The organism is uncultured Bradyrhizobium sp. (assembly GCF_947648125.1).
Lineage (GTDB): Bacteria > Pseudomonadota > Alphaproteobacteria > Rhizobiales > Xanthobacteraceae > Bradyrhizobium.
This window is the reverse complement of the sequence record NZ_CANSMR010000010.1, coordinates 223211-249768: the sequence shown is the minus strand read 5'-3', so window position 1 is coordinate 249768 and position 26558 is coordinate 223211. Positions and strand designations below refer to the sequence as shown.

The 26558-nt window shown below is 64.9% G+C and carries 27 protein-coding genes; 10 read left to right on the top strand and 17 right to left on the bottom strand.

The window, feature by feature from the left end:
• Window positions 1–141: 141 nt before the first annotated feature.
• Window positions 142–885, bottom strand: coding sequence for a monofunctional biosynthetic peptidoglycan transglycosylase (mtgA, locus tag Q0030_RS20045; protein WP_298370722.1), 744 nt, complete (start codon window positions 883–885; stop codon window positions 142–144).
• Between the two features lie 128 nt (window positions 886–1013).
• Here mtgA and Q0030_RS20040 point away from each other — a divergent pair, with 128 nt between their 5' ends.
• The gene (locus tag Q0030_RS20040) at window positions 1014–1934 is read left to right on the top strand and encodes a polyprenyl synthetase family protein (protein ID WP_298370719.1); all 921 of its coding nucleotides are present in this window, start codon (window positions 1014–1016) and stop codon (window positions 1932–1934) included.
• A gap of 18 nt (window positions 1935–1952) precedes the next feature.
• Entirely contained in the window at window positions 1953–2633 is a 681-nt protein-coding gene (locus Q0030_RS20035) for a DUF1345 domain-containing protein (RefSeq protein WP_298370716.1), read from the top strand.
• 171 nt (window positions 2634–2804) lie between these two features.
• Here Q0030_RS20035 and Q0030_RS20030 read toward each other — a convergent pair whose 3' ends face one another.
• A complete protein-coding gene (locus tag Q0030_RS20030; protein WP_298370714.1) occupies window positions 2805–4712 on the bottom strand; it encodes a caspase family protein in 1908 nt (635 codons plus the stop codon).
• 257 nt (window positions 4713–4969) lie between these two features.
• On the opposite strand from Q0030_RS20030, the gene Q0030_RS20025 reads away from it, so the two are divergent.
• The gene (locus tag Q0030_RS20025; RefSeq protein WP_298370711.1) at window positions 4970–5332 is read left to right on the top strand and encodes a hypothetical protein; all 363 of its coding nucleotides are present in this window, start codon (window positions 4970–4972) and stop codon (window positions 5330–5332) included.
• Window positions 5333–5338: 6 nt separating this feature from the next.
• On the opposite strand, the gene Q0030_RS20020 is transcribed toward Q0030_RS20025, so the two are convergent.
• Window positions 5339–5773, bottom strand: a complete 435-nt coding sequence (locus Q0030_RS20020; RefSeq protein WP_298370709.1) for a GFA family protein — start codon at window positions 5771–5773, stop codon at window positions 5339–5341.
• Window positions 5774–5871: 98 nt separating this feature from the next.
• Between Q0030_RS20020 and Q0030_RS20015 the strand changes: the two genes are divergently transcribed.
• The gene (locus Q0030_RS20015) at window positions 5872–6246 is read left to right on the top strand and encodes a nuclear transport factor 2 family protein (RefSeq protein WP_212311980.1); all 375 of its coding nucleotides are present in this window, start codon (window positions 5872–5874) and stop codon (window positions 6244–6246) included.
• Between the two features lie 108 nt (window positions 6247–6354).
• Window positions 6355–7962 carry a Na+/H+ antiporter gene (locus Q0030_RS20010; RefSeq protein WP_298370702.1) on the top strand — a complete coding sequence of 536 codons (1608 nt, stop codon included), beginning with the start codon at window positions 6355–6357 and terminating at the stop codon, window positions 7960–7962.
• A gap of 155 nt (window positions 7963–8117) precedes the next feature.
• Here the strand turns inward: Q0030_RS20010 and Q0030_RS20005 are convergent, their stop codons facing one another.
• The 3 genes from Q0030_RS20005 to ispG all read right to left on the bottom strand — a co-directional run bounded on the left by Q0030_RS20005 (window position 8118) and on the right by ispG (window position 12031).
• On the bottom strand, window positions 8118–9458 hold the full coding sequence (locus Q0030_RS20005; RefSeq protein WP_298370699.1) for a Rieske 2Fe-2S domain-containing protein: 1341 nt from the start codon (window positions 9456–9458) through the stop codon (window positions 8118–8120).
• Window positions 9459–9580: 122 nt separating this feature from the next.
• Window positions 9581–10474, bottom strand: a complete 894-nt coding sequence (locus tag Q0030_RS20000) for a TauD/TfdA family dioxygenase (protein WP_298370697.1) — start codon at window positions 10472–10474, stop codon at window positions 9581–9583.
• Window positions 10475–10741: 267 nt separating this feature from the next.
• Entirely contained in the window at window positions 10742–12031 is a 1290-nt protein-coding gene (ispG, locus tag Q0030_RS19995) for a flavodoxin-dependent (E)-4-hydroxy-3-methylbut-2-enyl-diphosphate synthase (RefSeq protein ID WP_298370695.1), read from the bottom strand.
• Window positions 12032–12288: 257 nt separating this feature from the next.
• On the opposite strand from ispG, the gene Q0030_RS19990 reads away from it, so the two are divergent.
• The gene (locus tag Q0030_RS19990; RefSeq protein WP_298370693.1) at window positions 12289–13164 is read left to right on the top strand and encodes a sulfurtransferase; all 876 of its coding nucleotides are present in this window, start codon (window positions 12289–12291) and stop codon (window positions 13162–13164) included.
• Window positions 13165–13479: 315 nt separating this feature from the next.
• Here the strand turns inward: Q0030_RS19990 and Q0030_RS19985 are convergent, their stop codons facing one another.
• The 3 genes from Q0030_RS19985 to Q0030_RS19975 all read right to left on the bottom strand — a co-directional run bounded on the left by Q0030_RS19985 (window position 13480) and on the right by Q0030_RS19975 (window position 15467).
• Window positions 13480–13668, bottom strand: a complete 189-nt coding sequence (locus Q0030_RS19985; protein ID WP_298370691.1) for a hypothetical protein — start codon at window positions 13666–13668, stop codon at window positions 13480–13482.
• Between the two features lie 138 nt (window positions 13669–13806).
• On the bottom strand, window positions 13807–14763 hold the full coding sequence (locus tag Q0030_RS19980; protein ID WP_298370688.1) for a DMT family transporter: 957 nt from the start codon (window positions 14761–14763) through the stop codon (window positions 13807–13809).
• A gap of 215 nt (window positions 14764–14978) precedes the next feature.
• Entirely contained in the window at window positions 14979–15467 is a 489-nt protein-coding gene (locus tag Q0030_RS19975) for a transcriptional repressor (protein ID WP_092120279.1), read from the bottom strand.
• 189 nt (window positions 15468–15656) lie between these two features.
• On the opposite strand from Q0030_RS19975, the gene Q0030_RS19970 reads away from it, so the two are divergent.
• Window positions 15657–16136, top strand: a complete 480-nt coding sequence (locus Q0030_RS19970; RefSeq protein ID WP_298370685.1) for a MarR family transcriptional regulator — start codon at window positions 15657–15659, stop codon at window positions 16134–16136.
• Window positions 16129–17304: an HlyD family secretion protein gene (locus Q0030_RS19965; protein WP_298370682.1), complete on the top strand. Its 1176-nt coding sequence runs from the start codon at window positions 16129–16131 to the stop codon at window positions 17302–17304. The genes Q0030_RS19970 and Q0030_RS19965 overlap by 8 nt, the downstream gene beginning before the upstream one ends.
• Before the next feature lie 128 nt (window positions 17305–17432).
• Here the strand turns inward: Q0030_RS19965 and Q0030_RS19960 are convergent, their stop codons facing one another.
• Window positions 17433–17576, bottom strand: a complete 144-nt coding sequence (locus tag Q0030_RS19960; protein ID WP_298370779.1) for a hypothetical protein — start codon at window positions 17574–17576, stop codon at window positions 17433–17435.
• Here Q0030_RS19960 and Q0030_RS19955 point away from each other — a divergent pair.
• Together Q0030_RS19955 and Q0030_RS19950 are read left to right on the top strand one after the other, a co-directional pair.
• Window positions 17530–19053: an MDR family MFS transporter gene (locus tag Q0030_RS19955; RefSeq protein ID WP_298370775.1), complete on the top strand. Its 1524-nt coding sequence runs from the start codon at window positions 17530–17532 to the stop codon at window positions 19051–19053. The two genes, Q0030_RS19960 and Q0030_RS19955, sit on opposite strands and share 47 nt — an antisense overlap.
• Window positions 19054–19345: 292 nt before the next feature.
• Window positions 19346–20656 (top strand): ABC transporter substrate-binding protein, encoded by a 1311-nt coding sequence (locus Q0030_RS19950; RefSeq protein WP_050404758.1) that lies wholly within the window; start codon window positions 19346–19348, stop codon window positions 20654–20656.
• Between the two features lie 206 nt (window positions 20657–20862).
• On the opposite strand, the gene Q0030_RS19945 is transcribed toward Q0030_RS19950, so the two are convergent.
• The 7 genes from Q0030_RS19945 to pcaF all read right to left on the bottom strand — a co-directional run bounded on the left by Q0030_RS19945 (window position 20863) and on the right by pcaF (window position 26483).
• Window positions 20863–22032 (bottom strand): Gfo/Idh/MocA family oxidoreductase, encoded by a 1170-nt coding sequence (locus tag Q0030_RS19945; protein WP_298370642.1) that lies wholly within the window; start codon window positions 22030–22032, stop codon window positions 20863–20865.
• Window positions 22033–22048: 16 nt separating this feature from the next.
• The gene (locus tag Q0030_RS19940) at window positions 22049–22900 is read right to left on the bottom strand and encodes a shikimate dehydrogenase (RefSeq protein ID WP_298370640.1); all 852 of its coding nucleotides are present in this window, start codon (window positions 22898–22900) and stop codon (window positions 22049–22051) included.
• 20 nt (window positions 22901–22920) lie between these two features.
• The gene (locus tag Q0030_RS19935; RefSeq protein WP_298370638.1) at window positions 22921–23385 is read right to left on the bottom strand and encodes an SRPBCC domain-containing protein; all 465 of its coding nucleotides are present in this window, start codon (window positions 23383–23385) and stop codon (window positions 22921–22923) included.
• Window positions 23386–23395: 10 nt separating this feature from the next.
• Window positions 23396–23719 (bottom strand): metalloregulator ArsR/SmtB family transcription factor, encoded by a 324-nt coding sequence (locus tag Q0030_RS19930; RefSeq protein WP_173640060.1) that lies wholly within the window; start codon window positions 23717–23719, stop codon window positions 23396–23398.
• Between the two features lie 145 nt (window positions 23720–23864).
• Window positions 23865–24467, bottom strand: coding sequence for a protocatechuate 3,4-dioxygenase subunit alpha (pcaG, locus tag Q0030_RS19925; RefSeq protein ID WP_298370634.1), 603 nt, complete (start codon window positions 24465–24467; stop codon window positions 23865–23867).
• Window positions 24468–25169, bottom strand: a complete 702-nt coding sequence (pcaH, locus tag Q0030_RS19920; RefSeq protein ID WP_298370631.1) for a protocatechuate 3,4-dioxygenase subunit beta — start codon at window positions 25167–25169, stop codon at window positions 24468–24470.
• A gap of 105 nt (window positions 25170–25274) precedes the next feature.
• Window positions 25275–26483: a 3-oxoadipyl-CoA thiolase gene (gene pcaF, locus Q0030_RS19915; protein ID WP_298370628.1), complete on the bottom strand. Its 1209-nt coding sequence runs from the start codon at window positions 26481–26483 to the stop codon at window positions 25275–25277.
• Window positions 26484–26558: the final 75 nt, after the last annotated feature.

The window sequence follows — 26558 nt, the reverse complement described above, 5'->3', positions numbered from 1 at the left end:
GTGTTGCGGAGGCATCGTCCGAAATGCGGACGGGCTCAGCGCTTCGAAGCGCAAGCTGCGATGCCGGTAAGGCCGCGCTTATAGAGGAAGGGACCGCGTAAATCTAGGCCTGGAGACAGCAAAATCCGCCCGAAATCGCGCTCAGGAGCCGCGATTTTCGCGCCAGCAGCGCGTCACGGAGTTGGCCCGGGCCATGTAGGTGCCGGACAGCCTGCGGACCCCCGGACCTGGGTTCCGGGCACTCCTTTTGACCGGATTCGGCAGGATCGCCGCCAAAAGCGCCGCCTCCCGGGGTGACAGCTCTGCCGCCGACCGGCCAAAGGCATATCGGGCACCGGCCTCGGCACCAAACTGGCCGGATGGCCCCATTTCGGCGATGTTCAGGTAGATTTCGAGGATCCGCTGTTTCGGCAGCACGAAATCGATCCAGAGCGCCAGCGGCAGCTCCAACCCCTTGCGGATCACGCTGCGGCCGGGCCACAGGAACAGGTTCTTGGCCACCTGCTGGGTGATGGTCGAGCCGCCGCGCGCCGCCTCACCGTCCCCAGCGTCGTCGATCACCTCGCGCAGCGCCCCCCAATCGACACCCCGGTGCTTGCAGAAATGGGCGTCCTCCGAGCCGACCACGGACCGCGGCAGATAGGGCGACATCGCGCCGAAATCGATCCAATGCCGTGTGACCGGGGCCCCTCGCAGGGTCCGCCATGCCATCAGCGCCGAAACTGGCTGGCCGGTGCGGTAGAACGGCGCCACCAGATAGGGCAGCAACAGCAGGGCCAGCAAAAGCAGCAATAAAATCCGGACAATGCGCAAAGCTGGGGTTTCCGGGGAGGACCTTTCCAGGGAGGATTTGGGACCCGCCCGCCAGAACACGGCCGGCGCCATCAGACGTCTGGGGGATAATTCACGGTTTTTCCAGCACTTTTAAGGCGCAATCCATCGCAGGGCGGGAATTGACGAAGCCGATCCCATCAACGATTGTCCGGCCGAAAATCGATCTGGAGCAATTCTTAATGACGACCGGTACTGCAGAGTTTTCCAAGCGGCTGGACCAAACCGCGGAGGATACCGAAGCCCTGCTCGCCAAACTGCTGTCCGATGCGGCCGAGAGCGACGAGATCGTGCGCCCGAAGCGGCTGATCGAGGCCATGCGCTATTCGAGCCTCGGCGGCGGCAAGCGGCTGCGGCCGTTCCTCGCGGTCGAGAGCGCCGCGGTGTTCGGCATCCCGCGCGAATCCGCCCTGCTGGTGGGCGCCGCGCTCGAATGCATCCACTGCTACTCGCTGATCCATGACGATCTGCCCGCGATGGACAATTCCGATCTGCGCCGCGGCCGCCCGACCCTGCACAAGGCCTATGACGACGCCACCGCGATCCTCGCCGGCGACGCGCTGCTGACGATTGCCTTCGACATCATCACCCGCGATGCGATCCACAAGGACGCCCAGGTGCGCCTGCTCCTGACCCGCGCGCTGGCGCGCGCCTCCGGCATCGGCGGCATGGCCGGCGGCCAGATCCTCGACCTCGCCGGCGAAGGCCGCTTCGGCGACCGCGAGCCGGTCGACGTCGCGCGCGTGCAGCAGATGAAGACCGGCGCGCTGCTCCGCTTCGGCTGCATCGCCGGCGCGATCCTCGGCCAGTCCTCGCAGAAGGAATACCAGGCGCTCGACGATTACGGCAAAGCGCTCGGCGAAGCCTTCCAGATCGCCGACGATCTGCTCGACGTCGAGGGCGACGCCGCCGCACTCGGCAAGCCTGCCGGCGCCGACGCCGTGCTCGGCAAGACCACGTTCGTCACCCAGCTCGGCATCGACGGCGCCAAGCAGCGCGTGCGCGACCTGCTGGCGCGCGCCGACGCCGCGCTGTCGGTGTTCGGGAACCGGGGCGACGTGCTGCGCGCCGCCGCCCGCTTCGTCGCCGAGCGCAAGAATTAGCGGAAAGTAAAACGCGAAATGAACAAGGAGTTCGACGATCGCCTTGTTCGTTTCCGCAAGCTGCCGATGCCGGTCCGCGTGGTGGTGGGCCGGCCGCGCACCTTCGTTTCGATCGCGGTCGGCATCGCCGTCGCGCTGCTGATCCCCGGCTCGACGCGCCTCGTCACCCGCATGCTCGCCGGCTGGGACGCCTTCGCTGCGCTCTATCTCGTGCTCGCCTATGTGATGATGCTTCGTTGTGGCGTCGCCCACATCAAGCGCAGCGCCATATTGCAGGACGATGGCCGTTTCCTGATCCTGCTGCTGACCGCGTTCGGCGCGCTGGCGAGCCTTCTGGCCATCGTGTTCGAACTCGGCGCATCCAAGGGCAGCCCGGCCGGACTGGCGGTGGCAATCGTCACCATCACGCTGTCATGGACGGCGGTCCACACCGCGTTCGCGCTGCACTACGCCCACGAGTTCTACCGCGGCAAGACGCCCGGCGGATTGCAGTTTCCGAGCGGCGATCAGCATGCCGATGCCGACTACTGGGACTTCGTCTATTTCTCATTCGTGATCGGCATGACCGCGCAGGTCTCCGACGTCGGCATCACCGACAAGATCATCCGCCGCACCGCGACCGTGCACGGCATCATCTCGTTCGTGTTCAACACCGCACTGCTGGCCCTGATGGTGAACATCGCCGCGAGCCTGATCTAGCTCAGCGGCAAACTCGCTGCACCTCTCCCGCTTGCGGGCGAGGTCGGATCGCATCGAAAAGATGCGATCCGGGTGGGGGCTCTCTCCACAATGCGACTCGTGGAGAGAGCCCCCACCCCAACCCTCCCCCGCAAGCGGGGGAGGGAGTCCGGCTCGTTCGCAGCAAGCGAGCTAGTTGCAAACCTCGACATTGCCGACGTTGCCGCCGGGGCCGCCGCCGCCGCGGTACTCGAGATGGCAGCCGTGCCTGACCGGACGGCACAGATAGGCATCGCACATGATCTGCCCGCTGCCGCCGCCTTCCGCCCTCACACGGCCCTGCGGGCGCGGAATCGCCGCAGACGGGACCTGTGGTTCGCGCAGTTCCCGCTGCGGACGGAACGCGCGTTCGCGCTCACGGCGCGACGGGCGCTCGTCGCTGTCGCGCTTGGCGACCGGCTTCCGCTCGCGCCGCTTCTCGCATCCATTGTCGTCGTTGAGGAACGAGCCCTCGGCGCAGACGATCCGGGTGCAGCGGTCGCCGTCGGCCTTGTAGCCATGCTCGCAGACCAGCGGACAGACACGGGACTGCTTCAGCTTGACGGCATCGAGGGTATCGACGCTGGCGGTCTTGATGTCGAGCTTGGTGCCGGCGTAGCGGTTGAACAGCGTCAACGAGCGCTGCGAGGCTGCGTTCCAGTCGCCATCGACGGTGCCGGTCAGGCAGCCGACGCGGCGCAATTCGGTCTGCACCGATTTGACCACGTCCACCTCGGGTGACCCGGTGGCCAATGTGGCCACGGTCGTGGTCTTCTCGGGAGCAGCCGGCGGAGCCGGCGGTGCGGCCGCAGCCTGCGTTGCCGCTTGATCGGTCACCGCCGTGCTCGTCGCAGCACGATCGGCGAGCGCGGCATCAGCCTGCCGCTTCTGCTCGGCGGCCGCGGCCTGCTCCTGCGCAACCTGCTTGGCCCGTTCCGCGGCAAGACGCGCCGCTTCGGCAGCCTTCGCGTCGGCCTCGGCCTTGGCCTGCTGCGCCTTTTGCGCGCCCTCGGCGGCGAGCCGGGCGCGCTCCTGCTCGGCTAAGCGTGCCTTCTCGGTGGCGGCCACGCGCGCGTCCTCGGCGGTGAACTTCTCCAGCTGCAATCTGGCGAGGTTGGCGTAGTAGCCGCTCGGATATTGGGCGAGGAAGGCGTTCATCGCGCTCTTGTTGCCGATCTGCAGCGCCAACTCGTAATCGCGCCGGGCCTCCGACTGCGGCGTCGGCGCTGGCGCTGTGGGCGCGGCGGCAGCGGCAGCGGGCGCCGGTTTGGCCGGTGCCGGCACCAGCGGCACGTCCTCGCCGCCGAGCGAGCCATAGACGAACGGCTCCTGACGGTTGTTGGTCGTCTTCAGCACCTCGTCGCGGACATAGCCGAAGGCGCGGCGCACATCGAGACCGGGGGTCGGCAGGAACTTCGACAGCGCGATCGTGAACGGGCTGTTCTTGCCGTCGCCGTCGGCCGCGGTCGAGCCGGCCTTCGCCGAATAGGCGATCAGCACATTCGGACTGGTCGGCTCGACCTTGGCGAGCCCCTGCCCGATTGCCCGGGTCGCCAGCGTCCGCTTCATGGTCTTGGCAAACGGGTTGTCGCGGCAGGCGTCGAGGATCACCAGCCGCAGTCGCCTAGCCGGCTCGATCGCGACCAGGATGCGGTCGAGCGAGAACGCCTCGTCATAGACGTCGGTATCGCGCTCCAGCCGGGCATCGACCGGGATCAGATAATTGGCGCCGTCCACCTCGATGCCGTGGCCGGCATAGTAGACCAGCGCGATATCGGCATCGCGGGCGAGGTCGGCGAATTCGCGCAGCGCGCGGCGGGTCTCGACGGCCGGAAGGTCCTTGCGGAAGTCGACCACGTCGAAGCCGGCATTCTTCAACGTCGCGGCCATCACCGACGCATCGTTGACCGGGTTGGCCAGCGGCGCGGTGTTCCGATAGGCCGAATTGCCAAGCACCAGCGCCACGCGCTTCTCGGCGAAGGCGGGCTGGCAGACGATCAGCAGCAAGGCCGCGACGGCGAACAGCAACCGATGCACGTTCAAGAGCCCAGACCCGTTCATAGCGACACTCTGGCCGTTTCTAGCATGCAGGTCCGTTTACCAGAAGCAGCCGGGGTGCTTTGTGAGGCGCCTCACGATCCGCGACGGCGTGGACCATGCCATCCTGACTGTTAGTCGACGAAACAGACCGCTGGTTCGGATTTGGCTGGTCACGAGATTTCGTGCACGATCGAGCCAACAAGAACAGAACCACGGAGGACATGATGCAGGGCACAAGCGCGGCGGTTCCACCCGCCAGAGCCGGCAGGATCCGCAGCATGGCCAGAAACCTCCTCGCCCTCGCGCTGTTGGCCGCCTGCGCCGCGGGTTGCGGCCTGGTCGACGCCGTGTTCGATGGCTTCAAGCACGCCAAGGCCGTGGAGAACGATCTGGTTGCAATGGTCGGAGTCAAGCCTGCGGTCGCGTTCAACTGGCATAATGGCCGGCTCACGTCGGTCACCGTCACCTTCCCCAGCCTGCTGCAGGACAAGCCATTGCATGAACTCGCCGACGCCGCGCGCGCTGCGGTCGGCAAGGAGTTCAAGCAGCGCGCCGACGATGTCGTGCTCGCCTTCTCGCTGGGGCCGTCCGAGACGTCAGCGGTACAAGCGGACCCAACTCAGGGCAAGAACCTGCCTTGAGCGGACTTATTCCCCGCTCTGCGTCACATGTTCCTGATATTGCGGCAGGTCGTCCAGTATCTCGTACCACGGCGCCTTGGAGCCGACGAAGATATGCGCGGTCGGCCGGATCGTCGGCGCATCGCGCAGCGTACCCATCGTGACATGGACATAGGCGCCGTTACGGACCTGCGAATAGAGCAGCGACCCGCAGCGGCCGCAATGCGCGTCGTGGGTGAGCTCATCGCCGTAGATCAAGAGACCCTCGGCGCCGCTGGTGACGGTGAACTTCTCGCGCACGATGCCCGCGAACGGCTTGAACGCCGAGCCCGTGGTGCGCCGGCAATTCGAGCAGTGACAATTCAACGCATAGGTGAACGCGTCGGCCACCTCGTAGCGCACATCGCGGCAGAAGCATTCGCCGGTCAGGATAGTTTCGTTCGAATTTGCAGATGCGGTCACAACTCGCTCCTCACGCGGAATTTTATCGCCGGCCATGGCGCAATCCGGCGGTTCATGGCTAAATCCTGGCAGTCAAATCCTGCCGGGAGGACTAACCAATGAGTCAGGAACGATCCAGCGTCGAAAGCGTCGTGCAAACCTATTTCGACGGCCTCTACGAGAGCAATGCCGACAAGCTCGCAACGGCCTTTCATCCCAGTGCCGACCTGCGCTGGGTGGACAAGGGCGAGCTGAAGGTCCTCAGCGTGCCGGACTGGCTTGCTCTGGTGCGCAAGCGGCCGTCGGCGAAGGCCGAAGGCAAGCCGCGCGAGGACTTCATCGTCACCATCGACCGCTCCGACGATAACACCGCCTTCATCAAGGTGCGTTGCCAGCTGCCGCCGCGCTATTTCACCGACTACCTTGTCGCAATGAAGCTCGCCGATGGCTGGCAGATCGTCTCGAAGTCCTACCGCTACGATCAGCGGGACTGACCGGGCGGCCCACCGCATCCCTGCGACGGCTTTATGACACGCTCCAGCGGTCCGACTCCGGCCGGACCGCATTGACTGGCGCTGGTTTCCGGGCGAATTGAGCCCATTATGGAAGCCAAGTTTCAGATCTTTCTCACTTTGCTCGGCGTGCTGGCGGGAACCGCCCTGGTTGCACGGCGGACCGACATCGCGCCGGCGATCCTGCTCCTGCTGGTCGGCATCGTGCTCGCCTTCGTGCCGGGCATGCCGTCGCTGGAACTGCCGCCCGAGCTCGTGCTTCTGGTGGTGCTGCCGCCGCTGATCTATTCGGCGAGCGTCGCGATGAGCTGGCGTGAGTTCAAGGCCAATCTGCGGCCGATCATCCTGCTCTCGGTCGGCTGCGTGATCTTCACCGCCTTCATGGTCGCGGCCGCAACCCACTATCTGATCGGGCTGCCCTGGAGCATCGGCTTCCTGCTCGGGGCGATCGTCGCGCCGCCGGACGTGGTCGCGCCGCTCGCGATCGCGCGCAAGCTCGGCATGCCCCGCCGCATCCTTGTGGTGCTCGAGGGCGAGGGGCTCGCCAATGACGCGACCGCGCTGATCCTCTACCGCTTCGCGCTCGCCGCCATCACCACCGGGCTGTTCTCGCTGCCGAAGGCGACCGGCACGTTCCTCGTCATCGTCGCCGGCGAGATTGCGTTCGGCACGGCGGTCGGCTGGCTCAGCCTGCGCGCCCGCCGCCGCGCCCGCGATCCGCAGGTCGAGATCACGCTGTCGCTGATCACGCCCTATCTCGCCTACTGGATCCCCGAGCACTTCGGCGGCAGCGGCGTGATCTCAACCGTCGCCTGCGGGCTCTATATGAGCTGGAACGGGCCGCTGCTGATCTCGGCCGCGACGCGCCTGCAGGGTATCTTCTTCTGGGACTTGATCATCTATCTGATCGAGGGCCTGCTGTTCCTCTTGACCGGCTTCCAGATGCGGTCGCTATACGAGAAGTCGAAGGCGTTTCCGCTGTACGACATCCTGACCGCCACCGTGCTGGTCGCCGTCATCGTGATCGTCGCGCGCTTCCTCTGGGTATTTCCCGGCACCTATCTGCCGCGCTGGATCAGCGCCCGCGTGCGCGAGCGCGATCCGCTGCCGTCGTGGCGGGCGGTGTTCGTGGTCGCCTTCACCGGCGTACGCGGCGCGGTGTCGCTCGCCGCTGCACTGGCGCTGCCGCTGACATTGCCTGGTGGCGAGGCCTTCCCGTATCGCGACCTGATCCTGTTCGTCGCCTTCGGCGTGATCTTCGTGACGCTGGTCGGACTCGGTCTCGGGCTGCCGCCGGTGGTGCGTGTGCTCGGCCTCGCCAAGGACGGGCGCAGCGAGCATATCGCCGAGCACGAGCAGGAGATCGAGGCGCGGCGCGAGGCGCTGAACGCCGCGCTGAAATCGCTCGACGCCATCACCGACGATCGCGAACTCTCCGACGAGGTGATCAAGCTGCTGCGCTCGCGCCATGAGATCCGCATCAACCAGCTGCCTGATACGCTCGACCCCGACAAGCACGACGTCTCCGCCGCCGGCACCGCGCTGACGCGGGAGCTGATCTCCTCTGAACGCAAGTTCATCCACATGCTGCTGCGCGACGGCAAGATCACCGACGAAACAAGACGGCGCATCGAACGCGACCTCGATCTCGAGGAGGCCAGCCTCTCCAACCGCGAGTATCGCAGGATACCGTTGTAGCGCACGCTCTCTCCACACGTCGTCCCGGGCAAGCGAAGCGCGACCCGGGACCCATAACCACCGTCGCCGGTTTGGCGAAGGCTGCGGCCACGGTGCATCTCAACAATTTCCGTCGGTGGTTATGGGTCCCTGCTTTCGCAGGGACGACAGTGCCCCTACTCCGCCGCGGCGTTCTGCCCGGGACCGCCGACGAAGCCCGCGGGATCGCCGAACCGCTCGACCATGACGGCAGCGAGATCCTTGGTCTTGCTGGTGACGCAGGCGCCGGAGCGCACGGTGTAGCGATCCTGGTGCTTGGCGTGCGCCGGCGCCTCGCCCTTTTGCAGCGCGCGGGCCGCCTCCATCACCAGCTTGCGAAAATGCATGATACCGAGATCAGTCGGGCCGAGATGCTCGCGGGTGCGGTCGGCGATTGGGCCCTGGCTGTCCTGCACCGCGGCGTCCTGCTCGGAGACGCCCTTGATGCCGGTGTAGCTCTTGGTCCGCTGCAGGTTGCGATCGATCAGATAGTCGTTTGCCTTGTTGCGCAGTGGCACATAGTTCTCGTCGACCACCGCCATCACGCCGTTGCCGTTGGCGTAGCCGTCGCGCTCGGCGTCGGTCAGCGGCCGGTGCGGATTCCAGGCATAGGTGTAAATCCAGCAATTGGTGTCGGTCACCGGCACGAAGGTCTGGCCGAACATGTTCTCGCCCGGCATCGAGCTCGGCGCGTAGCTGTGGAACGGCATCAGGAACTGGGCTATGCGCCAGTAGATGTTGTCACTGCCGGTGAGCCGCCCGCCCGCGACCGTCAGCCCGGCCTCATGCGGATTGATCTTGATGACGGGGCGCGGATCCTCGGCGATCCAGCGCATGTGGTCGGTCGCGACCCGCGTCAGCGGGTTGACGAAATGCCTCTTGATGTCGAGGATCTCGTTCTCCTCCTTGTCGAAGGAGAGATGCGCGAAGGTGAAATGCGCGGTGTCGATCGAGCCTTCCACCGCCTGCACCCAATTGCAGTCCTGCCACTTCTTGGTGACGAAGCGGTGCGAGGCCGGCAGCAGCGCCATCTCCAGCGCCGGCAATTCGGGCATCACCTCGGCGGGGCCCATATAGGCCCAGATCATCTCGCCCCATTCGCGTACCGGATAGGACTTGATGCGGATCAGGTCCTTGGCGTTGAGGTCCGGATAGGAGGTCGGCATGTCGACGCAGCGGCCGTCGGTGTCGAACTTCCAGCCGTGATAGACGCAGCGGATGCCGCATTCCTCGTTGCGGCCGAGCCAGAGATTGGCGCCGCGATGCGGGCAATATTGATCGATGACGCCGACCACACCCCTCGAGTCGCGGAAGGCCAGCAGCTCCTCGCCCATGACCTCGATCTTCTTCGGGTCGCTGTCCGGCTCCGGCAGCTCTTCCGACAGCAGCACCGGAATCCAGAACCGGCGCAGCAATTCGCCCATTCCCGTTCCGGCACCGGATTCGGTGAGGAATTTGTTGTCTTCGGCGCGGAGCATGGGCGGTCTCCCGAATTACTTTTGTTTTCGTAGGATGGGTAGAGCGAAGCGAAACCCATCACTGGCATCTACGCGGCGAGATGATGGGTTTCGCTGCGCTCTACCCATCCTACGCATTCCCGTCACACCGGCCGCTCGCCCTTCACGGTCACACGGGTGCCGGAGCGGGTGTGCGGCCAGTAATCCCACATCGCACGGTGCTGGGCGCAGCGATTGTCCCAGAACGCGATCGCGTTCTCGGACCAGCGGAAGCGGCACTGGAACAGCGGGTTCTCCGCATGCTGGTAAAGATAGGCCAGCATGGCATCGCTCTCGTCGCGCGGGATGCCGATAATGAAACGGGTGAAGCCGCGATTGACGTAGAGCGATTTCTTGCCGGTCACCGGATGGGTGCGGACCACGGGATGTTCGGCCCGGGGATATTCCCGTTTGTCGGCGACGCCATAATTGGCGTAGAGCCCACGGTAGGTCTGCTCGCCGTCATGCAGCGCGGTCAGCCCGTCGAGATAGGCCTTCATGCGGTCCGACAGCGCCTCATAGGCCGCGTACATGTTAGCGAACAGCGTGTCGCCGCCGCGCGGCGGGCACTGCTTGATGTAGAGGATCGAGCCCATCGGCGGCTCGAGATCGCAGGACACGTCGGTGTGCCAGCCCTCGCCATTGGCGCGTGGTGAATCCTTGTCGGCATAGATCTTCATCAGCGCCGGATCGCCCTCGTTGGGCGCGGCGGGGTGGACATGCAGCTCGCCGAACTTGCGGCCGAAGGCGAGATGCTGGGCCGGGCTGATGTGCTGGTCGCGGAAGAAGATGACGAGGTTTTCGGCGAGCGCGCGATGGATCTCGTCCATCTGGCGGTTGGGGCGCGCGTCGTCGCCGACCAGCTTGCCGATATCGACGCCGGAGATTTCCGCGCCGATGATCGGCGTCAGCTTCTCGACGCCGATGGTCTCATAGGGCTCGGATTGGTCGGCGAGGTGGCGGTAGCGCGGACCCTGCTTGCCGGACAGCGAGCTCATGGGCGTTCTCCCGATCGTTCTTCATTGGGAGCATCGTAGCCCGGATAGAGCGAAGCGCAATCCGCGCCGCAAGCATATCCGTCGTCCCGGACAAGCGCAGCGAAGCGGAGCGCAGATCCGGGACCCATAACCACAGGATCGGGTTTTGCGAAGACTGGTAACTCACATCTCGTGCCATAACCACATCCTGTGGTTATGGGTCCCGGCCTTCGCCGGGACGACAGTTGAGTGTGGATCACGCGCGTGTGGGTTACGCGCGGAGCAAAACTACTCCGCGGCGCCTGCCGGCTCCGGCACCTTGGCGCTGCTGCCGTAACGCTGGTCGATATAATCGATCACCAGCGCCTTGAAGTCGGCGGCGATGCCCGGACCGCGCAGGGTGCGGAACTTCTTGCCGTCGACGAACACGGGCGCGGCCGGCGCTTCGCCGGTGCCGGGCAGCGAGATGCCGATATTGGCGTGCTTGGATTCGCCGGGGCCGTTGACGATGCAGCCCATCACAGCGACGTTGAGCTCTTCGACGCCCGGATACTTGGTCTTCCAGGCCGGCATCTCGTCGCGGATGAAATCCTGGATCGAGCGCGCCAGCTCCTGGAACGTGGTCGAGGTGGTGCGGCCGCAACCCGGGCAGGCCGCAACCAGCGGCACGAAGGTGCGGAAGCCCATGGTCTGCAGCAATTCCTGCGCGACCTGCACTTCCAGCGTGCGGTCGCCGCCGGGCTCCGGCGTCAGCGAGATGCGGATGGTGTCGCCGATGCCCTGCTGCAAGAGAATGCCGAGCGCGGCCGAGGAGGCCACGATGCCCTTCGAGCCCATGCCGGCCTCGGTGAGGCCGAGATGGATCGCGTAATCCGAGCGGCACACGACTTCCTGATAGACCGCGATCAGATCCTGCACGGCCGAGACCTTGGCCGACAGGATGATCTTGTTCTTGGGCATGCCGAGCTCTTGGGCGCGGGCCGCCGACAGCAGCGCCGACTGCACCATCGCCTCGCGGGTCACCGCGCGGGCATCGCGCGGATTGGCCGATGCCGTGTTCTCGTCCATCAGCTTGGTGAGCAGCTCCTGGTCGAGCGAGCCCCAATTGGCGCCGATGCGCACCGGCTTGTTGTTCTTGTTGGCGATCTCGATGATGTCGGCGAACTGGGTGTCGCGCTTGTTCTTGAAGCCGACATTGCCGGGATTGATGCGGTACTTGTCGAGCGCTTCGGCGCAGGCCGGATATTCGGCGAGCAGCTTATGGCCGATATAGTGGAAATCACCGATCAAGGGCGTGGTGATGCCGCGCTTCCGCAGGCCGTCACGGATGTGCGGCACGGCCGCAGCAGCTTCCTCGCGGTCGACGGTGATGCGCACCATCTCGGAGCCGGCGCGGGACAGCGCGGCGACCTGGGCGATGGTGCCCTCGATATCGGCGGTGTCGGTGTTGGTCATCGACTGCACGACGATCGGCGCACCGCCGCCGACGGCGACGTTGCCGACCATGACCTGCGTGGTTTGGTGCCGCGGCGCGGGACCGGCGACGTCGTCTTGCGGCAAAATCTCGGGCTTGTTCATGGCGTCTCGAATATCAGGTTTTGGTGACATTCACCAAGGGGGCGATGGGCCGCGCGCAAAACGGGCCAAACGGTGATGTTTCGGAGTGAATTCAACAGCTTATGGCGCCGATTGAGGCCAAAGGCAAGCCATGCAGCGGCGTCCTGCATGGACAGCTATATTGGGCCGAATTGGGGTGAATCAAAGGGCAAAGTGACAGCTTTTCATGTGATCCGGAGCATCCTAGCATCCCCTTAAGAAATTGTCGGGAGGCTGCCATGGCTGTGCGGAACGAGCTGATCACCACGGCGGAACTCGCCGACATCCTGACCCGGCCGGATCTCCGCCTGTTCGACTGCACGACCTATCTGGAGCCGGCCCCAGCCGGCAGCAACATTCCCTATATTGTCGTCTCGGGCCGCCAGACGTTCGAGGCCGGTCACATCCCCGGCGCGAATTTCCTCGATTTGCAGGCCGAATTCTCCGATCCCCGCACCGAGCTGCGTTTTATGATGCCGCCGACGGCCCAGCTCGAGGCCGCTTTCGGCCGCCACGGCATCTCGGCCAATAGCCGCGTGGTGCTCTATTCGATCGGCACCGCGATGTGGGCGACGCGGTTCTGGTGGATGCTGCATTCGCTGGGCTTCGACGGTGCCGCGGTGCTCGACGGCGGCATCGACAAATGGACCGCCGAGGGCCGCGACATCGAGACCGGGCTTGCCGGCGGCTATCCGCAGGCGACGTTCTCGGCGCGGCCGAAGGAGAACATGTTCGTCGGCAAGCGTGACGTGCTCGCCGCGACCACGGAGCGCGATACCGTGATCGTCAATGCGCTCGGCCCGCAATTCTACAAGGGACTGGAGCCGAGCCGCTACGGCCGGCCCGGCCGCATCCCAGGCAGCGTCAGCGTGCCGGCGGCAACCTTGATCGATCCCAAGGGCAAGACGTTCGTGCCGCTTGCAGAGGCGGAAGCGACCTTCGCCGCGCAAGGGATCAGCAAGGACAAGCGCGTCGTCGCCTATTGCGGCGGCGGCATCTCCGCGACCATCGACCTGTTCCAGCTGCATCGGCTCGGCTACGACAATCTCACGCTCTATGACGGCTCGATGGGCGAATGGGCGAAGGATGCGTCCTTGCCGATCGAAGTGGGGTAGTGGACGGGCGTGATGCCTCCTCCTTCGTCGTCCTGACGAAAGCCAGGACGACGATGAGGATGGTTCTCGCGGAATACGACGCACCGTCATTGCATACCATCTCGGCGTCATCGCCCGGCTCGACCGGGCGATCCAGTATTCCAGAGACGCCGGTGCTTGAATCGAGAAGCCGCGGCGTACTGGATCGCACGCATGCGCAGGCGATGACAGATGTGCGTGGGAACGCGCTTCGCATTCTGGCGACATCGGTCCGAACCTGAAGCGGAATTTTGCTCGTCGGGTTGTTTTTTCGCAGCGGCACGGAGGAGCAGGCGATCAAGCCGGCTTCTTGATGATCTCAAAGCCTCGGGCCGCCAATTCCTTCAAGATGCTCTTTGCCAAATGGGAGCACTCATCAGGCTTGATCCAGCACGCACTGCGCCAGTCTGGATCATCCTCTTTGGAGTATGCGGTGAACGCGGACCGGATTCCGGCTTCAATTGCATCGGTGGCATCGATTGGCATCAGCGTGCCTCCACGGCATCCCTCGCATGGGAGGGTTCACGGAATGTGGGCGGCAGTGTTGACGTAGATCAATGCGGGAGCAAGGGGCCTCATCCTGCGCCGGTCGACACAGGCGATATGTGTCGCGTTGCAGCGCCTTCACGCCGGAACGTTCGGATCCGGCGTCACCTTCGGGTCGGGCTTGTTGACGAGATAAAGCCCGGCGATCACCAGCAGCGCGGCGACGCCGAACACCGCCGTCAGCGTGTCGTGCATGATGAAATAGGCCGCGACCACGCCGAACAGCGGCGTGACGAAAGTGAAGGCGGACAGCTTGCTCGCCGAATAGGTCTTCACCATCGCAAACCAGATGACAAAAGTGCAGCCCACCACCCAGACCGCCTGATAGGCGAGCAGCGAGATCGACAGCGCGCTCGGCACATGCTCGATGCGCTCGCCGGCGATCCAGGCTGCGAGGCTGAGAATCGGGATCGAGATCGCGACCTGGTAGCCGAGCGCCTTTTCCGGCGCGGCCTTGCGCAGGTTGGTGCCCTTGGCGACCAGCGTGGTCGCCGCCCACAGCGCGCCGCCGCCGACCACCATGAGGTCGCCGAGCAGCACCTTGGCATCGACGTTCGGCTGCGGCACGCCGATCGCGAGCGCGACGCCGGCAAAGCTCAGCGCCAATCCGCTCCACTGCACGGTCGAGAGACGCTCACCGAGGAACTGGTGCGAGCCGAGCGCGACGAAGAACGGCGCGGTGTAGAGGAAGACCGAGGCGCGCGACGCCGAGGTGAAGGTGAGTCCGGTGAAGATCAGCACGAACTCGCAGCCGAACATCAGCCCGGCGATCACGCCCGGCAGAAGCGTGCCGTCGCGCTCGAAGAATTTGACGCCGCGCAGCCAGCCGACGATCAGCATGACCGGCAGCGCGCCTGAGGAGCGGATCAACGCCTGCAGCATCGGCGGCACATCGGGCAGCGCGAGCTTGACCGCGAGCTGGTTGAAGCCCCAGCTCACGCACAGCATCAGCATCAATGCGATGGCGCCGGGCGGCAGGCCATGGCCGACGCTGACGGGCCTCGTGATGCTGGCGGAGATCGCTTGGGTCGACATGTTTCCTCGCGGGCCGGCTTGCTGCCGTGTTGTTGTTATGGGGACCTCACCTCTCCCGCTTGCGGGGGAGGTCGCTGCGCTCGAAGAGCGCGGCGGGTGGGGGCTCTCTCCACGGAACGGCTCGCGGTGACACCCCCACCCCAACCCTCCCCCGCAAGCGGGAGAGGGGGCGCAGAGTGCTCGCGGTGATTGCTTGGCTCAATCGCATCCGCGCTTCACGCCTTCTGGCAATGCGCGCAGGTGCCGGCGATCTCGACCACGGACAGTTTCGGGATGAAGCCCGAGGCCCGCGCTGCTGCGGTCAAGCTTTGCGCGACCGGGGCGGCGGGGATTTCGCCGACCGAGCCGCAGTGGTCGCAGATCAGGAACGCCACCATCGAGGTCTCGTCATGATCATGCGCGCAGGCGAGGAAGGCGTTGCGGCTCTCGATGCGGTGAACGAGGCCGTTCTCCATCAGGAAATCGAGCGCGCGATACACGGTAATCGGTGCCGGCCGCGGCATCGTCTTGGCCAGCTCGTCGATCACCTCATAGGCGCCGAGCGGACGATGGCTCGAAAGCAGCGCCTGCAGCACCTGGCGCCGGATCGGGGTGAATTTCTGGCCGCGGCGCGCGCAGACCTGTTCGGCATGCGCCATCGCGTCCGCGGCGCAACGGCCGTGATCGTGGTCGGGGGCAGGAAACGTCGGCTTGGCGAGGCTCATTGCCTCGATATGTAGCATTTCTGCGCCGGTTCCCATAGCCCGGCCCAAGCCAATACCGAAGCCCACGACCTAAGCCAGTCCCTCACCGCCTTGCAGCCATGTCCGCCATGCGGGGCAGCCCCCCGTTAACCCGGCATGCAGAATTCATAAGCAAGCTTATTATATCCAAAGCTTATGGAAGGAGCACAGATGCGCGGTTCCGTGGATACGGACTTCTTGTTTACGCTTGGCGAGTTGTTCCGGCTGATCCGCGTCTATGCCGACAAGGAGGCCGCGCGCTACGGCATCACCCGCGCACAATGGGCCGTGCTGTCCAAGGTGGAACGCCAGGAAGGCATGAAGCAGACCGAACTCGCCGAGCTGCTCGAGATGCAGCCGATCACGCTGACGCGGCTGATCGACAAGCTCTGCGACAATGGTTGGATCGAGCGCCGCAGCGACGAGAACGATCGCCGCGTCAATCGCCTCTATCTGAAGAAGGCCGCGCGCCCGCTGCTCGGGAAGCTTGCCGGCCTGCGCTCCGAACTCACCGCGACCGCGCTCGAGGGCATCAGCCCCACTGACGCGCATCGCCTGCTCACTCAATTGGAATCGATCAAGGAAAACGTTCGCAATGCCATCCAAAGCCCAGCCGGCGAGCCCTCCCGAAAGGAACAGCGCTATGGCTGAACCCGTCCTCAAGCTGGCCCCTGAGCAGAAGAGCAATCCCGGCGTATCAGCACCGTCGGGCAAGGCCAGCCGGGCGCCGCGCCGGCGCCTGATGGCAGGTCTGCGGCGCTATCGCCGGGTGCTGCTGCTCGTCGTGCTGCCGATCGTGGCGGTGATCGTCGGCGGCGTGTTCTATCTTAACGGCGGCCGTTATGTCGGCACCGACGACGCCTATGTCGGCGCGCAGAAGGTGCTGATCACGCCGGAGATCTCCGGCAAGATCGACAAGATCGTCGTGAAGGAAGGCCAGCACGTCAAGAAGGGTGACGAGCTGTTCGAGATCGACCCGGTGCCGTTCCGCCTCGCGGTCGATCAGGCCAAGGCGGCGCTCGACCAGACCAGGACCACCTATGACAACCTGGTCGACAACATCAAGATCAACACCAGGATGCTCGAATTCGCCCAGCAGAGCATCGAACTGAAGAAGAAGGACGTCGATCGCAAATCGACGCTCGCCAAGCAGAATTTCGGCTCGCAGCTCGACCTCGACAACGCGGCGAATGCGCAAGTCACCGCCGAGAGTCTGGCGCAATACATCAGGCAGCAGATCTCCAACGCCAAGACGCAGTTGCTCGGCGATGTCGATTTGCCGATCGAGCGCTTCCCGCCTTACGCCCAGGCCAAGGCCAAGCTCGACGACGCCCAGCGCAATCTCGACCACACCGTGCTGCGCGCGCCGATGGATGGCGTGGCGACCCAGGTCGACCAGATCCAGCTCGGCCGCTTCGTCGCCGCGGGCGCACCGGTGTTCTCGGTGATCGATGTCGACCATCCCTGGGTCGACGCCAATCCGAAGGAAAGCGACTTCACCTATGTCGCGGTCGGCCAGCCGGTGACGCTCGACGTCGACGCGTTCCCGAACCACGAATTCAAGGGCAAGATCGGCTCGCTGTCGCCCGGCACCGGCGCGCAGTTCGCGATCCTGCCGCCGCAGAACGCCACCGGCAACTTCGTCAAGGTGGTGCAACGCGTGCCGGTGCGGATCTACTTCGACGAGAACGATCCGTTCGTGAAGAAGCTGAAGGCCGGCATGAGCGTCTACGCGACGATCGACACCAACCACCGCCGCACGCTGGCCGGCCTGCTCGGGCTGCGCTCGGCCTCCGCGCACCCGGACCATCAGGACTAATCGTTCGGATGAGCTTTGGTCGAGTTGTCGACCGCAGAAATAGTGCGCCCCCTCTCCCGCTTGCGGGGGAGGGTTGGGGTGGGGGCTCTCTCCACGAGTCACATTGTGGAGATAGCCCCCACCCGGCGCTACGCGCCGACCTCCCCCGCAAGCGGGAGAGGTGACTTCATCGCAAAAACAGGACCGACCTGAATGAATGCACCGTCACCATCCGCCGTGCCCGGCATGCGCCGGAACATGGTGACGATCTGCGCGATGACCGCGACGATCATGCAGGCGCTCGACACCACGATCGCCAACGTCGCGCTGCCCTATATGCAGGGCTCGCTGTCGGCCTCGCAGGACCAGATCAACTGGGTGCTGACCTCCTACATCGTCGCGGCCGCGATCATGACCGCGCCGGTGGGCTGGATCGCCAACCGCTTCGGCCGCAAGCGCATCTTCATCATCTGCTCGGCCGGCTTCACCGTGGCCTCGGTGTTCTGCGGCCTGGCGCAGGACATCAACCAGATGGTGCTGTTCCGCCTGTTGCAGGGCGTGTTCGGCGCGGCGCTGGTGCCGCTGTCGCAGGCGGTGATGCTGGACTCCTACGCGCTGCATGAGCGCGCCAAGGCGATGTCGATCTGGGGCATGGGCGTGATGATGGGTCCGATCATGGGCCCCTCGCTCGGTGCCTGGCTGACCGAGACCTACTCCTGGCACTGGGTGTTCTTCGTCAACCTGCCGTTCGGCTTGTTCACGGTGCTCGGCCTGATCATCTTCATGGACGAGACCAGGCAGGACCACGCGCTGCGCTTCGACTGGTTCGGCTTTGGCGCGCTCGCGGTCGCGATCGGCGCGCTGCAGCTCGCGCTGGACCGCGGCGAGCAGCTCGGCTGGCTGGAATCCAACGAGATCATGATCGAGTTCATCGTGGCGGCAGTCGGCGCCTACTTCTTCTTCGCCCATTCGCTGACCACCGACAAGCCGTTCATCCAGTTCGCGATTTTCAAGGACCGGAATTTCCTCGGCGGTGTCGTGTTCATGACGGTGATGGGTCTCGTGCTGTATTCGACCATGGCGCTGTCCTCACCGTATCTGCAGAACGTGGTCGGCTATCCGATCATCACCGCCGGCCTGTTGCTGGCGACCCGCGGCGCCGGCACCTTCGTCGCGATGATGCTGGTCGGCCGCCTGATGCGCTACATCGAGGCGCGGACGCTGATCGTCTCCGGCCTGGCACTGACCGCGGCGTCGCTGTTCCAGATGACCGGCTGGACCGACATGACGCAGGCGAGCGAGATCATCGTCGTCAGCGTGATCCAGGGCTTTGGCTTCGGCCTCGTCTTCGTGCCGCTGTCGACGGTGGCGTTCCTGACGCTGCCGAACCAGCTGCGTACCGACGGCACCTCGATGCTGACGCTGTTCCGCAACGTCGCAAGCTCGGTCGGCATTTCGATCGTGATCGCACAGCTCACGGAAGGCGGGCGGCGGATCTACGCAAAGCTGTCGGAGCAGATCAATCCGTTCAACCACGCGCTGCAGATGCCCGACGTCGCGGGCATGATCAACCTCAACACCGATGCCGGCCGCGCGATGGCCGACAAGATGGTGGCGGCACAGTCGCAGATCATCGCGTTCTCGCACGACTACCAGCTGGTGATGCTGTTCATCCTGGTCTCGATCCCGCTCGCGCTGATGATCGGCTCGACCAAGGCCACGCTGCGCGCGCAGTCGGCGCCGTCGGATCATGCCGCGGTGATGGAGTAGTTTTTCGCGTCCCCGCGGTTCGATCGCACTCGCTAACCGCACTATTGATGTCATCGCCCGGCTTGACCGGGCGATCCAGTACGCCGCGGCCTATCGGCTCAAACACTGCAGCCTCTGGAATACTGGGTCGCCCGGTCAAGCCGGGCGACGACAGTTTTCAATGCGGCCGCCCCCTCCGAAAGCGCAAGACACTGCCGCCGCAATCGCGTTGACTTTCCGAGGTCGCCTCCCAATACTCCGCGAAAAGCAAGAAATACCCGTCACACAACTGACGGTTTCAGGGGAGGACGCGATGCCGACTTCACGCAGGACGCTGCTGAAGACTTCAGCGGCTGCCGCCGCTGCTTTCAGCTTCGATTGGACACGCGCGCAGGCGCAGGCCGAGACGGTCCGGATCGGTGTGATCTACGACCTGACCGGCCCATTTGCCGCCGGCGGTTCGGTCGCCTCCTCGATCGGCACGCAGATCGCGATCGATCTCGTCAACGAGAAGGGCGGCGTCGGCGGCAAGTACAAGATCGCGCCGGTCAATGTCGATTCCCAGAGCAAGCCCGATGTCGCGATCAACGAGGCCAATCGGCTGATCGACCAGGAGAAGGTCGACATCCTCAACGGCGTGTTCGCCAGCTCGCACGCGGTGCCGCTCGCCGCCAAGGTCGAGCAGCAGAAGCGGATCCTCTGGATCACGACCGCGGTCTCGACCGCCGTGTTCAAGGACAAGAACCTGCAATACGTGTTCCGCGCCCAGATCCATTCCGACCAGTACGGCCAGGCCTTCGGCGGCTTCCTCGGCGAGCACGCCAAGGCCAGGCTCGGGATGGAGCCGAAGGACGTCAAGGTTGCGCTGATCCATGAGGATGGTCCCTACGGCGTTGGCGTTGCCGCCGCCGACGAGATGTTCGCGAAGGAAGCCGGGCTGCAGGTCGTGCTCAAGGAAGGCTATTCGGCCTCCGCGCCCGATCTCTCGGTTCTGGTGACCAAGCTGAAGCGCGCCAAGGCCGACATCATCTCGCATGCCGGCTACAACCCCGACATCACGCTGTTCCTGCGCCAGGCGCGCGAGAGCGGGCTGAAGTTCAAGATGCTGTTCGGCGCCGGCGCCGGCTACAGCCAGCTCGACAAGCTGCGCACGACCTTCGGCGCTGACATCGACAATTTCTGCAACATCGACCCCGTCCCGGCGCAGCTGCTCGATCCGGCCAAGCTCGCGCCGGGGGTCGGCGACCTCACCAAAGTGATGGTGGCGCGCTATCGCGAGAAGACCAGCGCCACCGAAGTGCCGCCGCACTGCTCGATGGGCTTCAACCAAACCTGGGTCCTGCTCAACAACGTGCTGCCGGTCGCCAAGGAGAAATATGGCGGCTTCGATCCCGAGGCGATCCGCAAGGCGGCGCTCGATGTCGACATCCCGCCGGGCGGCACCATCCAGGGCTATGGTGTGAAGTTCTATCCGCCGGGCACGCCGATGTCCGGCCAGAACGAGCGCTCGACACCTGTCGTGATGCAGAACGCCGGCGAGCGCATCACCGTGGTGTGGCCGACCAACATCAGGACGCAGGACCCGGTGTTCCCGCTACCGAAGGGATCGGTGTACGGGGCCTAGGCGATAGCGTGATTTTGACCGCAGCGACGGTGCACCCTCTCCCCTTGTGGGAGAGGGTGGCTTCGATGCGTAGCATCGAAGCCGGGTGAGGGGTTTCTCTCCGCGAATGATCTCTCGCAATGAATTCGCGGTGATAACCCCTCATCCGGCGCGCTTTGCGCGCCACCTTCTCCCACAAGGGGAGAAGGAAAGCGCGGCGCTCGCGGCTAGAGCACCACCCGCCGCCCCTCATCCGCCGCCCAATAGCCGGCGTAGTTCACTCTCGTCGTCTCATACGCCAGCGCGAGGCCCGCGAGCGGTTGGCGCCCCGTCGCCACACACTCCATGAAGTCCTGGATCTCCTGCAGGTAGCCACGGGTCCATTCCTCCTCGAGGCAGACATACTGCCAGCCGGTTTTGCGGTCGACCTTCTCGGTGATGTAGACGGAGGCGAGCTTCTCCTCTGACGTCTGATAGCTCACAAGATGCGTGTTCGGCGTGATGTTGGCGAACAGCGAGCCGCCTGATGTATAGGTCTCGATCAGATTGCGCACGCCGCCCATGATCATGTCGCCGGAAAAAACCGTGGCCTTGGTGCCGTCGGAGAAGGTCGCGGTCAGCGTGCCCCAATCCTCGACATCGACCGGATTGGCCTTGATGTAGGCGCGCTCGTCTGCCTTGAGCGAAGCTGTCACATTGCCGACATCGCAGGTGACGCTCGCGACATTGATGGTCTCGCCGCGGGCCTTCGCCTCGACCTGCTTGAGATGGAGCACGGCCGACAGCGGATGGCAGCCCATCCGGATCAGCGAGCCGCCGCCGGTCATCGCCCACTCTGCAGCGTGCGCGGCATGCGAGCCGGAATGGCTCTCCTCGCCCTTCATGAACAGGATCTTGTCGCCCGTCGCACGGATGATCTCCGCGGTCTTGGTCACGGCCGGCGCGTAGATCCAGTCCTCGGCATACATGAACAGTTTGCCGGTCTTTTCGATCGCGGCGCGGGTCGCTTCCATCTCCTCCATCACGCGCTGGTACATCAGCGCCTTCGGGACATGCTTGCCGATCGGCTGCCTGTCGCCCTCGCGGCCGAAATAGCCGCTGAACGGCTTCTCGCAGATCACGTGCTTGCCGGCCTGCATCGCCTCCACGATCATCGCGGCGTGCAGGTTGGGCGGCGTGCAGATGTCGATGACGTCGATATCAGCGTCGGCAACCAGCTCGGCGAAGCTGCGATAGGCGTTCGAGACTCCGTGCTTGCGCGCGAAGTCATTGACATGATCGCCGCGCGCCGCGACCGCCCTCACCTCGACATCGACGCCATAGACCCGCCGATACGCAACCATATGCAGCTCCGACACGAAGCCGCAGCCGGCCAGACCGACCCTGATTTTCTTCATTCAATGCTCCCGCCGTTCAGGCGGGCGAAGAGTAGCGCGCGGCCATCACGGCGTCGAACGCATTTGCCATCGCGGCATGCGGCGGCGTCAATCCCGTGAACAGCTTGAATGCATCGGCCGAGGCGTTGATCGCGAGCTCGCGTCCGGTCAGGACGTTTGCGCCCTTGGCTTTTGCCGCGGTCAGCAACGGCGTCCAGAGCGGCGTGTAGACGGCGTCGGCAACCCACATCGACGGACGCAGCAGCGCGTCCGGCACCGGCGTGTCGCGGCTCGGCAGCATGCCGACCGGCGTTGCATTGACGAGACCTGTGGCGCCGTCCACCGCGCTCGCGACGCTGCCGGCATGGATCGCATCGCGATCCCGCAACTGGCCAGCAAGCTGCGCGGCCTTGGCGGCATCGGCGTCGAAGACCCTGATCCCGGCGACACCGAGGCCGACGAGCGCGAAGGCGATCGCCTTGCCGACACCGCCGGCACCGATCAGCGCGATCGGGCCGCGCGGCGCTGACGCAAGCAGCGGTGCGATCGCACGCGCAAAGCCGGTCGCATCGGTGTTGTGCCCGACCAGCCGCGCGCCATCGGCGACGATGGTGTTGACCGCGCCGATCGCCCGCGCATCGGGTGAGAGGTCATCGAGCAGATCGACGACCGCTTCCTTGTAAGGAAAGGTGACGTTGACGCCGGCAAAGCCGAGCCGCCTGATGCCCTCTAATATCGCACGCAGATCGTCGCGCCCGGCGCCATCAACCTCGATGAGCTGGTAGTGACAGTGAACGCCGAGCACTGCTGCGGCCTGCTCGTGCATCGCAGGCGCCGCTGAATGCGCGATCGGATACCCGATCAGACCGGTCAGGAAACGGTCGCGCATTGTCCCTCACGTCAGTGTGCTCAGCTCATGCGGTCGAGCCGAGCATAGCTGTCTTCCATGCCGTGCTCCATGCCGGTCGCGAGCATCGCCGCGCGCGTCTCGGCATCCGGCAAGGTCATCCGCATGGTCATCACGGTGCCGCCGCCGTCAGGCGCAAACCGCGTCTCGACGCGATTGTCCGGGGTCGGATCCGGCAGATGCATGCGCTCGACATGCACGATGCGGCTAAACGGTTCGAGTTCGACATATTCGCCGGTCAGATGAAAGCCGCCGCCCTTGCCGTCGGTCCACTCGTAGCGGATCTTGCCGCCGGGCCTGAGATCGCTGACGCAGACCGGCATGGTCCAGCCCTCGGGACCGAGCAGCCACTTCTGCAGCAGCTCCGGCTCGGTGTGCGCGCGATACACCGCCTCGGGCGGCGCGACGAAGCGCCTGGTGACAACGATGTAGCGGTCGCCTTCGGTCTTCAGTGTCAACTTGCTCATGGGATACCCTTCATTTCTCAGGCTTCATGGCGGCCAGCACTCCGTCCAGCCGGTCGTAATTGGTTTCCAGCGCCCGCCGCAGCATGCCGAGCCATTGATCAATCTCGGCGACCGCAGTCGGCGCCAACCGGCACGGCCGCTTGGTGCCCTCAACGCGCCGCACGATCAGGCCCGCGCCCTCGAGCACCTTGAGATGGCGGGAGATCGCGGGCTGGGTCATCTCGAACGGCTCGACCAGCTCCATCACCGTCGCCTCACCCAGAGCGAGACGCGCCAGGATCGCCCGGCGGGTCGGGTCGGCGAGCGCGGAAAAGGCGGCGTCGAGGTTGGGCATAATTCATCTCGTATCTGTTATATAACCAACTTGCTATATAACTGATCGCGCATAGTCAAGCAAAATCCGCTGCGGCGAAGGCGCGCAGCGGATTTGGGTCGTCCCTTCAGTGCTGGATTTGCGCGCCGCCAGGCGCGGTCAGCGGCTAGACGTCGAAGAACACGGTCTCGTTGTCGCCCTGAAGGTGGACATCGAACATGTAGGTATTGCCCGAGCCAGCCTTGCGCCTGGCAATCAAGGTGGCGCGGCGATCGGCCGGCACCAGCGCCAGCACGGCATCGCCGGCGTTGCCGGCTTCGTCGTCGAAATAGATCCGCGTGTAGAGATGCAGCAGCATGCCGCGGGCGAACACCGCGAGCACGATGTGCGGCGCCTGCGGCTTGCCGTCGGCATCCGGCACCACACCCGGCTTGATGGTGTCGAACGAATAGAAGCCGCTCTTGTCGGTGCCGCAGCGACCGAAGCCCTTGAACGAGGAATTCGGTAGCGCGCGCGCATCCTGCGGATCGGAGAAGCGGCCCTGGCTGTCGGCCTGCCAGATCTCCAGCATGCAATCCGGGATCACGGCGCCGTCGCCGTCATAGACGGTACCCTCGACGCGGATGCGCTCGCCCGAGACGTCGCCCGTCAGCAGATTGTTGGTGAAGGCATCGTTCCACTCATATTCGCCGTTCGGCGTCAGGCCATATTTGAAATAGGGACCGACGGTCTGCGAGGGCGTGATTCCATCAGGACGCTGGTTCGACACTTATTTGGTCTCCATCGGCGTGGCATTGCGCCCGCGCAGCACGATATCGAAGCGATAGCACAGCGCCCATTCCGGCTTGGTGTTCTCGAGATCGAACGACGAGATCATCCGCGCCCGCGCCTTCTCATCCGTGACCGAATTGAAGATCGGATCGAACGGGAACAGCGGATCGCCGGGGAAGTACATCTGCGTCACAAGCCGCGAGACGAAGGAATGCCCGAACACCGAGAAGTGGATATGCGCGGGCCGCCAGGCGTTGTGATGATTGCCCCAGGGATAGGCGCCCGGCTTGATGGTGATGAACTTGTAGTAGCCGCTCGCATCGGATTGCGTGCGGCCTGCGCCCGTGAAATTCGGATCGAGCGGCGCCGGATGCTGGTCGACCACATGGATGTAGCGGCCGCAGGCATTGGCCTGCCACAGCTCGACCAGCGTGTTCGGCACGCCGCGGCCGTCCTCGTCGCGCACATGACCGTGCACGATGATGCGCTCGCCGAGCGGCTCGCCCTTGGCCTGGATGGTGAGATCATTGTCGTGCACGCGCACCGTCTCATGGCCATAGACCGGCCCGGTCAATTCCGAGAGCGTGTGCCGCATCGGGATCAGCGGCTTTTGCGGCGAGCGCTTCACGGTGGAGCGATAGTCCGGCGACAGCCGCGCCGGATGAGCCGCAAGCGATTGCAGCGGATACAACAGGGTCATGGCGAATTCCTCCGCGGCCCACGCGCCCGGTGAGCTCACATCAGATCATTATAATGCATAACCAAATTGGGGAAGGGCTGTTTTCAGCCCTTCCAAGCCATTGGATTAATTCAGCTTTTCGATCGCGACCGCGACGCCCTGGCCGACCCCGACGCACATAGTTGCCAAGGCAAGCTTCCCGCCGCGCTTCTCCATGCCGTGCACAGCGGTCAGCACCAGCCGCGCGCCGCTCATGCCGAGCGGATGGCCGAGCGCGATCGCGCCGCCATGCGGATTGACGAAATCGGCGTCTTCCTTGACGCCGAGCTGGCGCAGGCAGGCGATGCCCTGCGAGGCGAAGGCCTCGTTGAGCTCGATCAGATCGAAGTCCGACACCTTGATGCCGAGACGCTCGACCAGCTTCCTGGTCGCCGGCACCGGGCCGATGCCCATGATGCGCGGCGGCACCGCGGCCGAGGCGAGACCGAGGATCTTCGCGCGCGGGGTCAGGCCGTGCTTCTTCACGGCGGCTTCCGACGCAAGGATCATCGCGGCGGCGCCGTCATTGACGCCGGACGCATTGCCCGCGGTCACCGTGCCCGGATTGCGCACGATCGGCTTCAGCTTGGCGAGAGCTTCGAGCGTGGTCTCCGGCCGCGGATGCTCGTCCTTGTCGACGGTGATCGGGCCGGCCTTGCCGCCGGGCACCTGGATCGGCACGATCTCCTCGGCGAAATAGCCCGACGCGATCGCGGCACCCGCGCGCTGCTGCGAGCGGATCGCCATCGCATCCTGATCGGCACGCGACACCTGGAATTCCTCGGCGACGTTCTCGCCGGTCTCCGGCATCGCATCGACGCCATACTGCGCCTTCATCAGGGGATTGATGAAGCGCCAGCCGATCGTGGTGTCGTAGATCTCGGACGAGCGCGAGAAGGCTTCGGAAGCCTTGCCCATCACGAACGGTGCGCGCGTCATCGATTCGACGCCGCCCGCGATCGCGAAATCGATCTCGCCGGCGCGGATGGCGCGGCCCGCCGCACCGACCGCGTCGAGGCCGGAGGCGCAGAGCCGGTTCAGGGTCTGACCGGGAACCGATTCCGGCATACCGGCGAGCAGGAGCGCCATGCGCGCGACGTTGCGGTTGTCCTCGCCGGCCTGGTTGGCGCAGCCGAAATAGACCTCGTCGACCTGATTCCAGTCGAGCGTCGGGTGCTTGGCCATCAGCGCCTTGATCGGGGCCGCCGCGAGATCGTCGGCGCGCACCTTGGCGAGCGAGCCGCCGAAACGGCCGATTGGTGTCCGGACGGCATCGCAAATGAACACATCACGCATTGAATCTCTCCCTGAATGCCGCGACTTAGGCGCTGGATCGGCTGGAACTTGAGGGGAGTTTTAGGAGCGTGCCCG

Excerpts from the sequence above, each read along its gene's own strand:
- Q0030_RS19935 (WP_298370638.1), bottom strand. The coding sequence starts at position 23,385 with ATGAGCAAGTTGACACTGAAGACCGAAGGCGACCGCTACATCGTTGTC.
- Q0030_RS19965 (WP_298370682.1), top strand. The coding sequence starts at position 16,129 with ATGGCTGAACCCGTCCTCAAGCTGGCCCCTGAGCAGAAGAGCAATCCC.
- Q0030_RS20025 (WP_298370711.1), top strand. The coding sequence starts at position 4,970 with ATGGCCAGAAACCTCCTCGCCCTCGCGCTGTTGGCCGCCTGCGCCGCG.
- pcaF (WP_298370628.1), bottom strand. The coding sequence starts at position 26,483 with ATGCGTGATGTGTTCATTTGCGATGCCGTCCGGACACCAATCGGCCGT.
- Q0030_RS20035 (WP_298370716.1), top strand. The coding sequence starts at position 1,953 with ATGAACAAGGAGTTCGACGATCGCCTTGTTCGTTTCCGCAAGCTGCCG.
- Q0030_RS19950 (WP_050404758.1), top strand. The coding sequence starts at position 19,346 with ATGCCGACTTCACGCAGGACGCTGCTGAAGACTTCAGCGGCTGCCGCC.
- Q0030_RS20030 (WP_298370714.1), bottom strand. The coding sequence starts at position 4,712 with ATGAACGGGTCTGGGCTCTTGAACGTGCATCGGTTGCTGTTCGCCGTC.
- Q0030_RS20015 (WP_212311980.1), top strand. The coding sequence starts at position 5,872 with ATGAGTCAGGAACGATCCAGCGTCGAAAGCGTCGTGCAAACCTATTTC.
- Q0030_RS19955 (WP_298370775.1), top strand. The coding sequence starts at position 17,530 with ATGCGCCGGAACATGGTGACGATCTGCGCGATGACCGCGACGATCATG.
- mtgA (WP_298370722.1), bottom strand. The coding sequence starts at position 885 with ATGGCGCCGGCCGTGTTCTGGCGGGCGGGTCCCAAATCCTCCCTGGAA.
- Q0030_RS19945 (WP_298370642.1), bottom strand. The coding sequence starts at position 22,032 with ATGAAGAAAATCAGGGTCGGTCTGGCCGGCTGCGGCTTCGTGTCGGAG.
- pcaH (WP_298370631.1), bottom strand. The coding sequence starts at position 25,169 with ATGACCCTGTTGTATCCGCTGCAATCGCTTGCGGCTCATCCGGCGCGG.
- Q0030_RS20010 (WP_298370702.1), top strand. The coding sequence starts at position 6,355 with ATGGAAGCCAAGTTTCAGATCTTTCTCACTTTGCTCGGCGTGCTGGCG.
- Q0030_RS20005 (WP_298370699.1), bottom strand. The coding sequence starts at position 9,458 with ATGCTCCGCGCCGAAGACAACAAATTCCTCACCGAATCCGGTGCCGGA.
- Q0030_RS19975 (WP_092120279.1), bottom strand. The coding sequence starts at position 15,467 with ATGAGCCTCGCCAAGCCGACGTTTCCTGCCCCCGACCACGATCACGGC.
- Q0030_RS19985 (WP_298370691.1), bottom strand. The coding sequence starts at position 13,668 with ATGCCAATCGATGCCACCGATGCAATTGAAGCCGGAATCCGGTCCGCG.
- Q0030_RS20000 (WP_298370697.1), bottom strand. The coding sequence starts at position 10,474 with ATGAGCTCGCTGTCCGGCAAGCAGGGTCCGCGCTACCGCCACCTCGCC.
- ispG (WP_298370695.1), bottom strand. The coding sequence starts at position 12,031 with ATGAACAAGCCCGAGATTTTGCCGCAAGACGACGTCGCCGGTCCCGCG.
- Q0030_RS19970 (WP_298370685.1), top strand. The coding sequence starts at position 15,657 with ATGCGCGGTTCCGTGGATACGGACTTCTTGTTTACGCTTGGCGAGTTG.
- Q0030_RS19940 (WP_298370640.1), bottom strand. The coding sequence starts at position 22,900 with ATGCGCGACCGTTTCCTGACCGGTCTGATCGGGTATCCGATCGCGCAT.
- Q0030_RS19930 (WP_173640060.1), bottom strand. The coding sequence starts at position 23,719 with ATGCCCAACCTCGACGCCGCCTTTTCCGCGCTCGCCGACCCGACCCGC.
- Q0030_RS19980 (WP_298370688.1), bottom strand. The coding sequence starts at position 14,763 with ATGTCGACCCAAGCGATCTCCGCCAGCATCACGAGGCCCGTCAGCGTC.
- Q0030_RS19990 (WP_298370693.1), top strand. The coding sequence starts at position 12,289 with ATGGCTGTGCGGAACGAGCTGATCACCACGGCGGAACTCGCCGACATC.
- Q0030_RS20040 (WP_298370719.1), top strand. The coding sequence starts at position 1,014 with ATGACGACCGGTACTGCAGAGTTTTCCAAGCGGCTGGACCAAACCGCG.
- Q0030_RS19960 (WP_298370779.1), bottom strand. The coding sequence starts at position 17,576 with ATGATCGTCGCGGTCATCGCGCAGATCGTCACCATGTTCCGGCGCATG.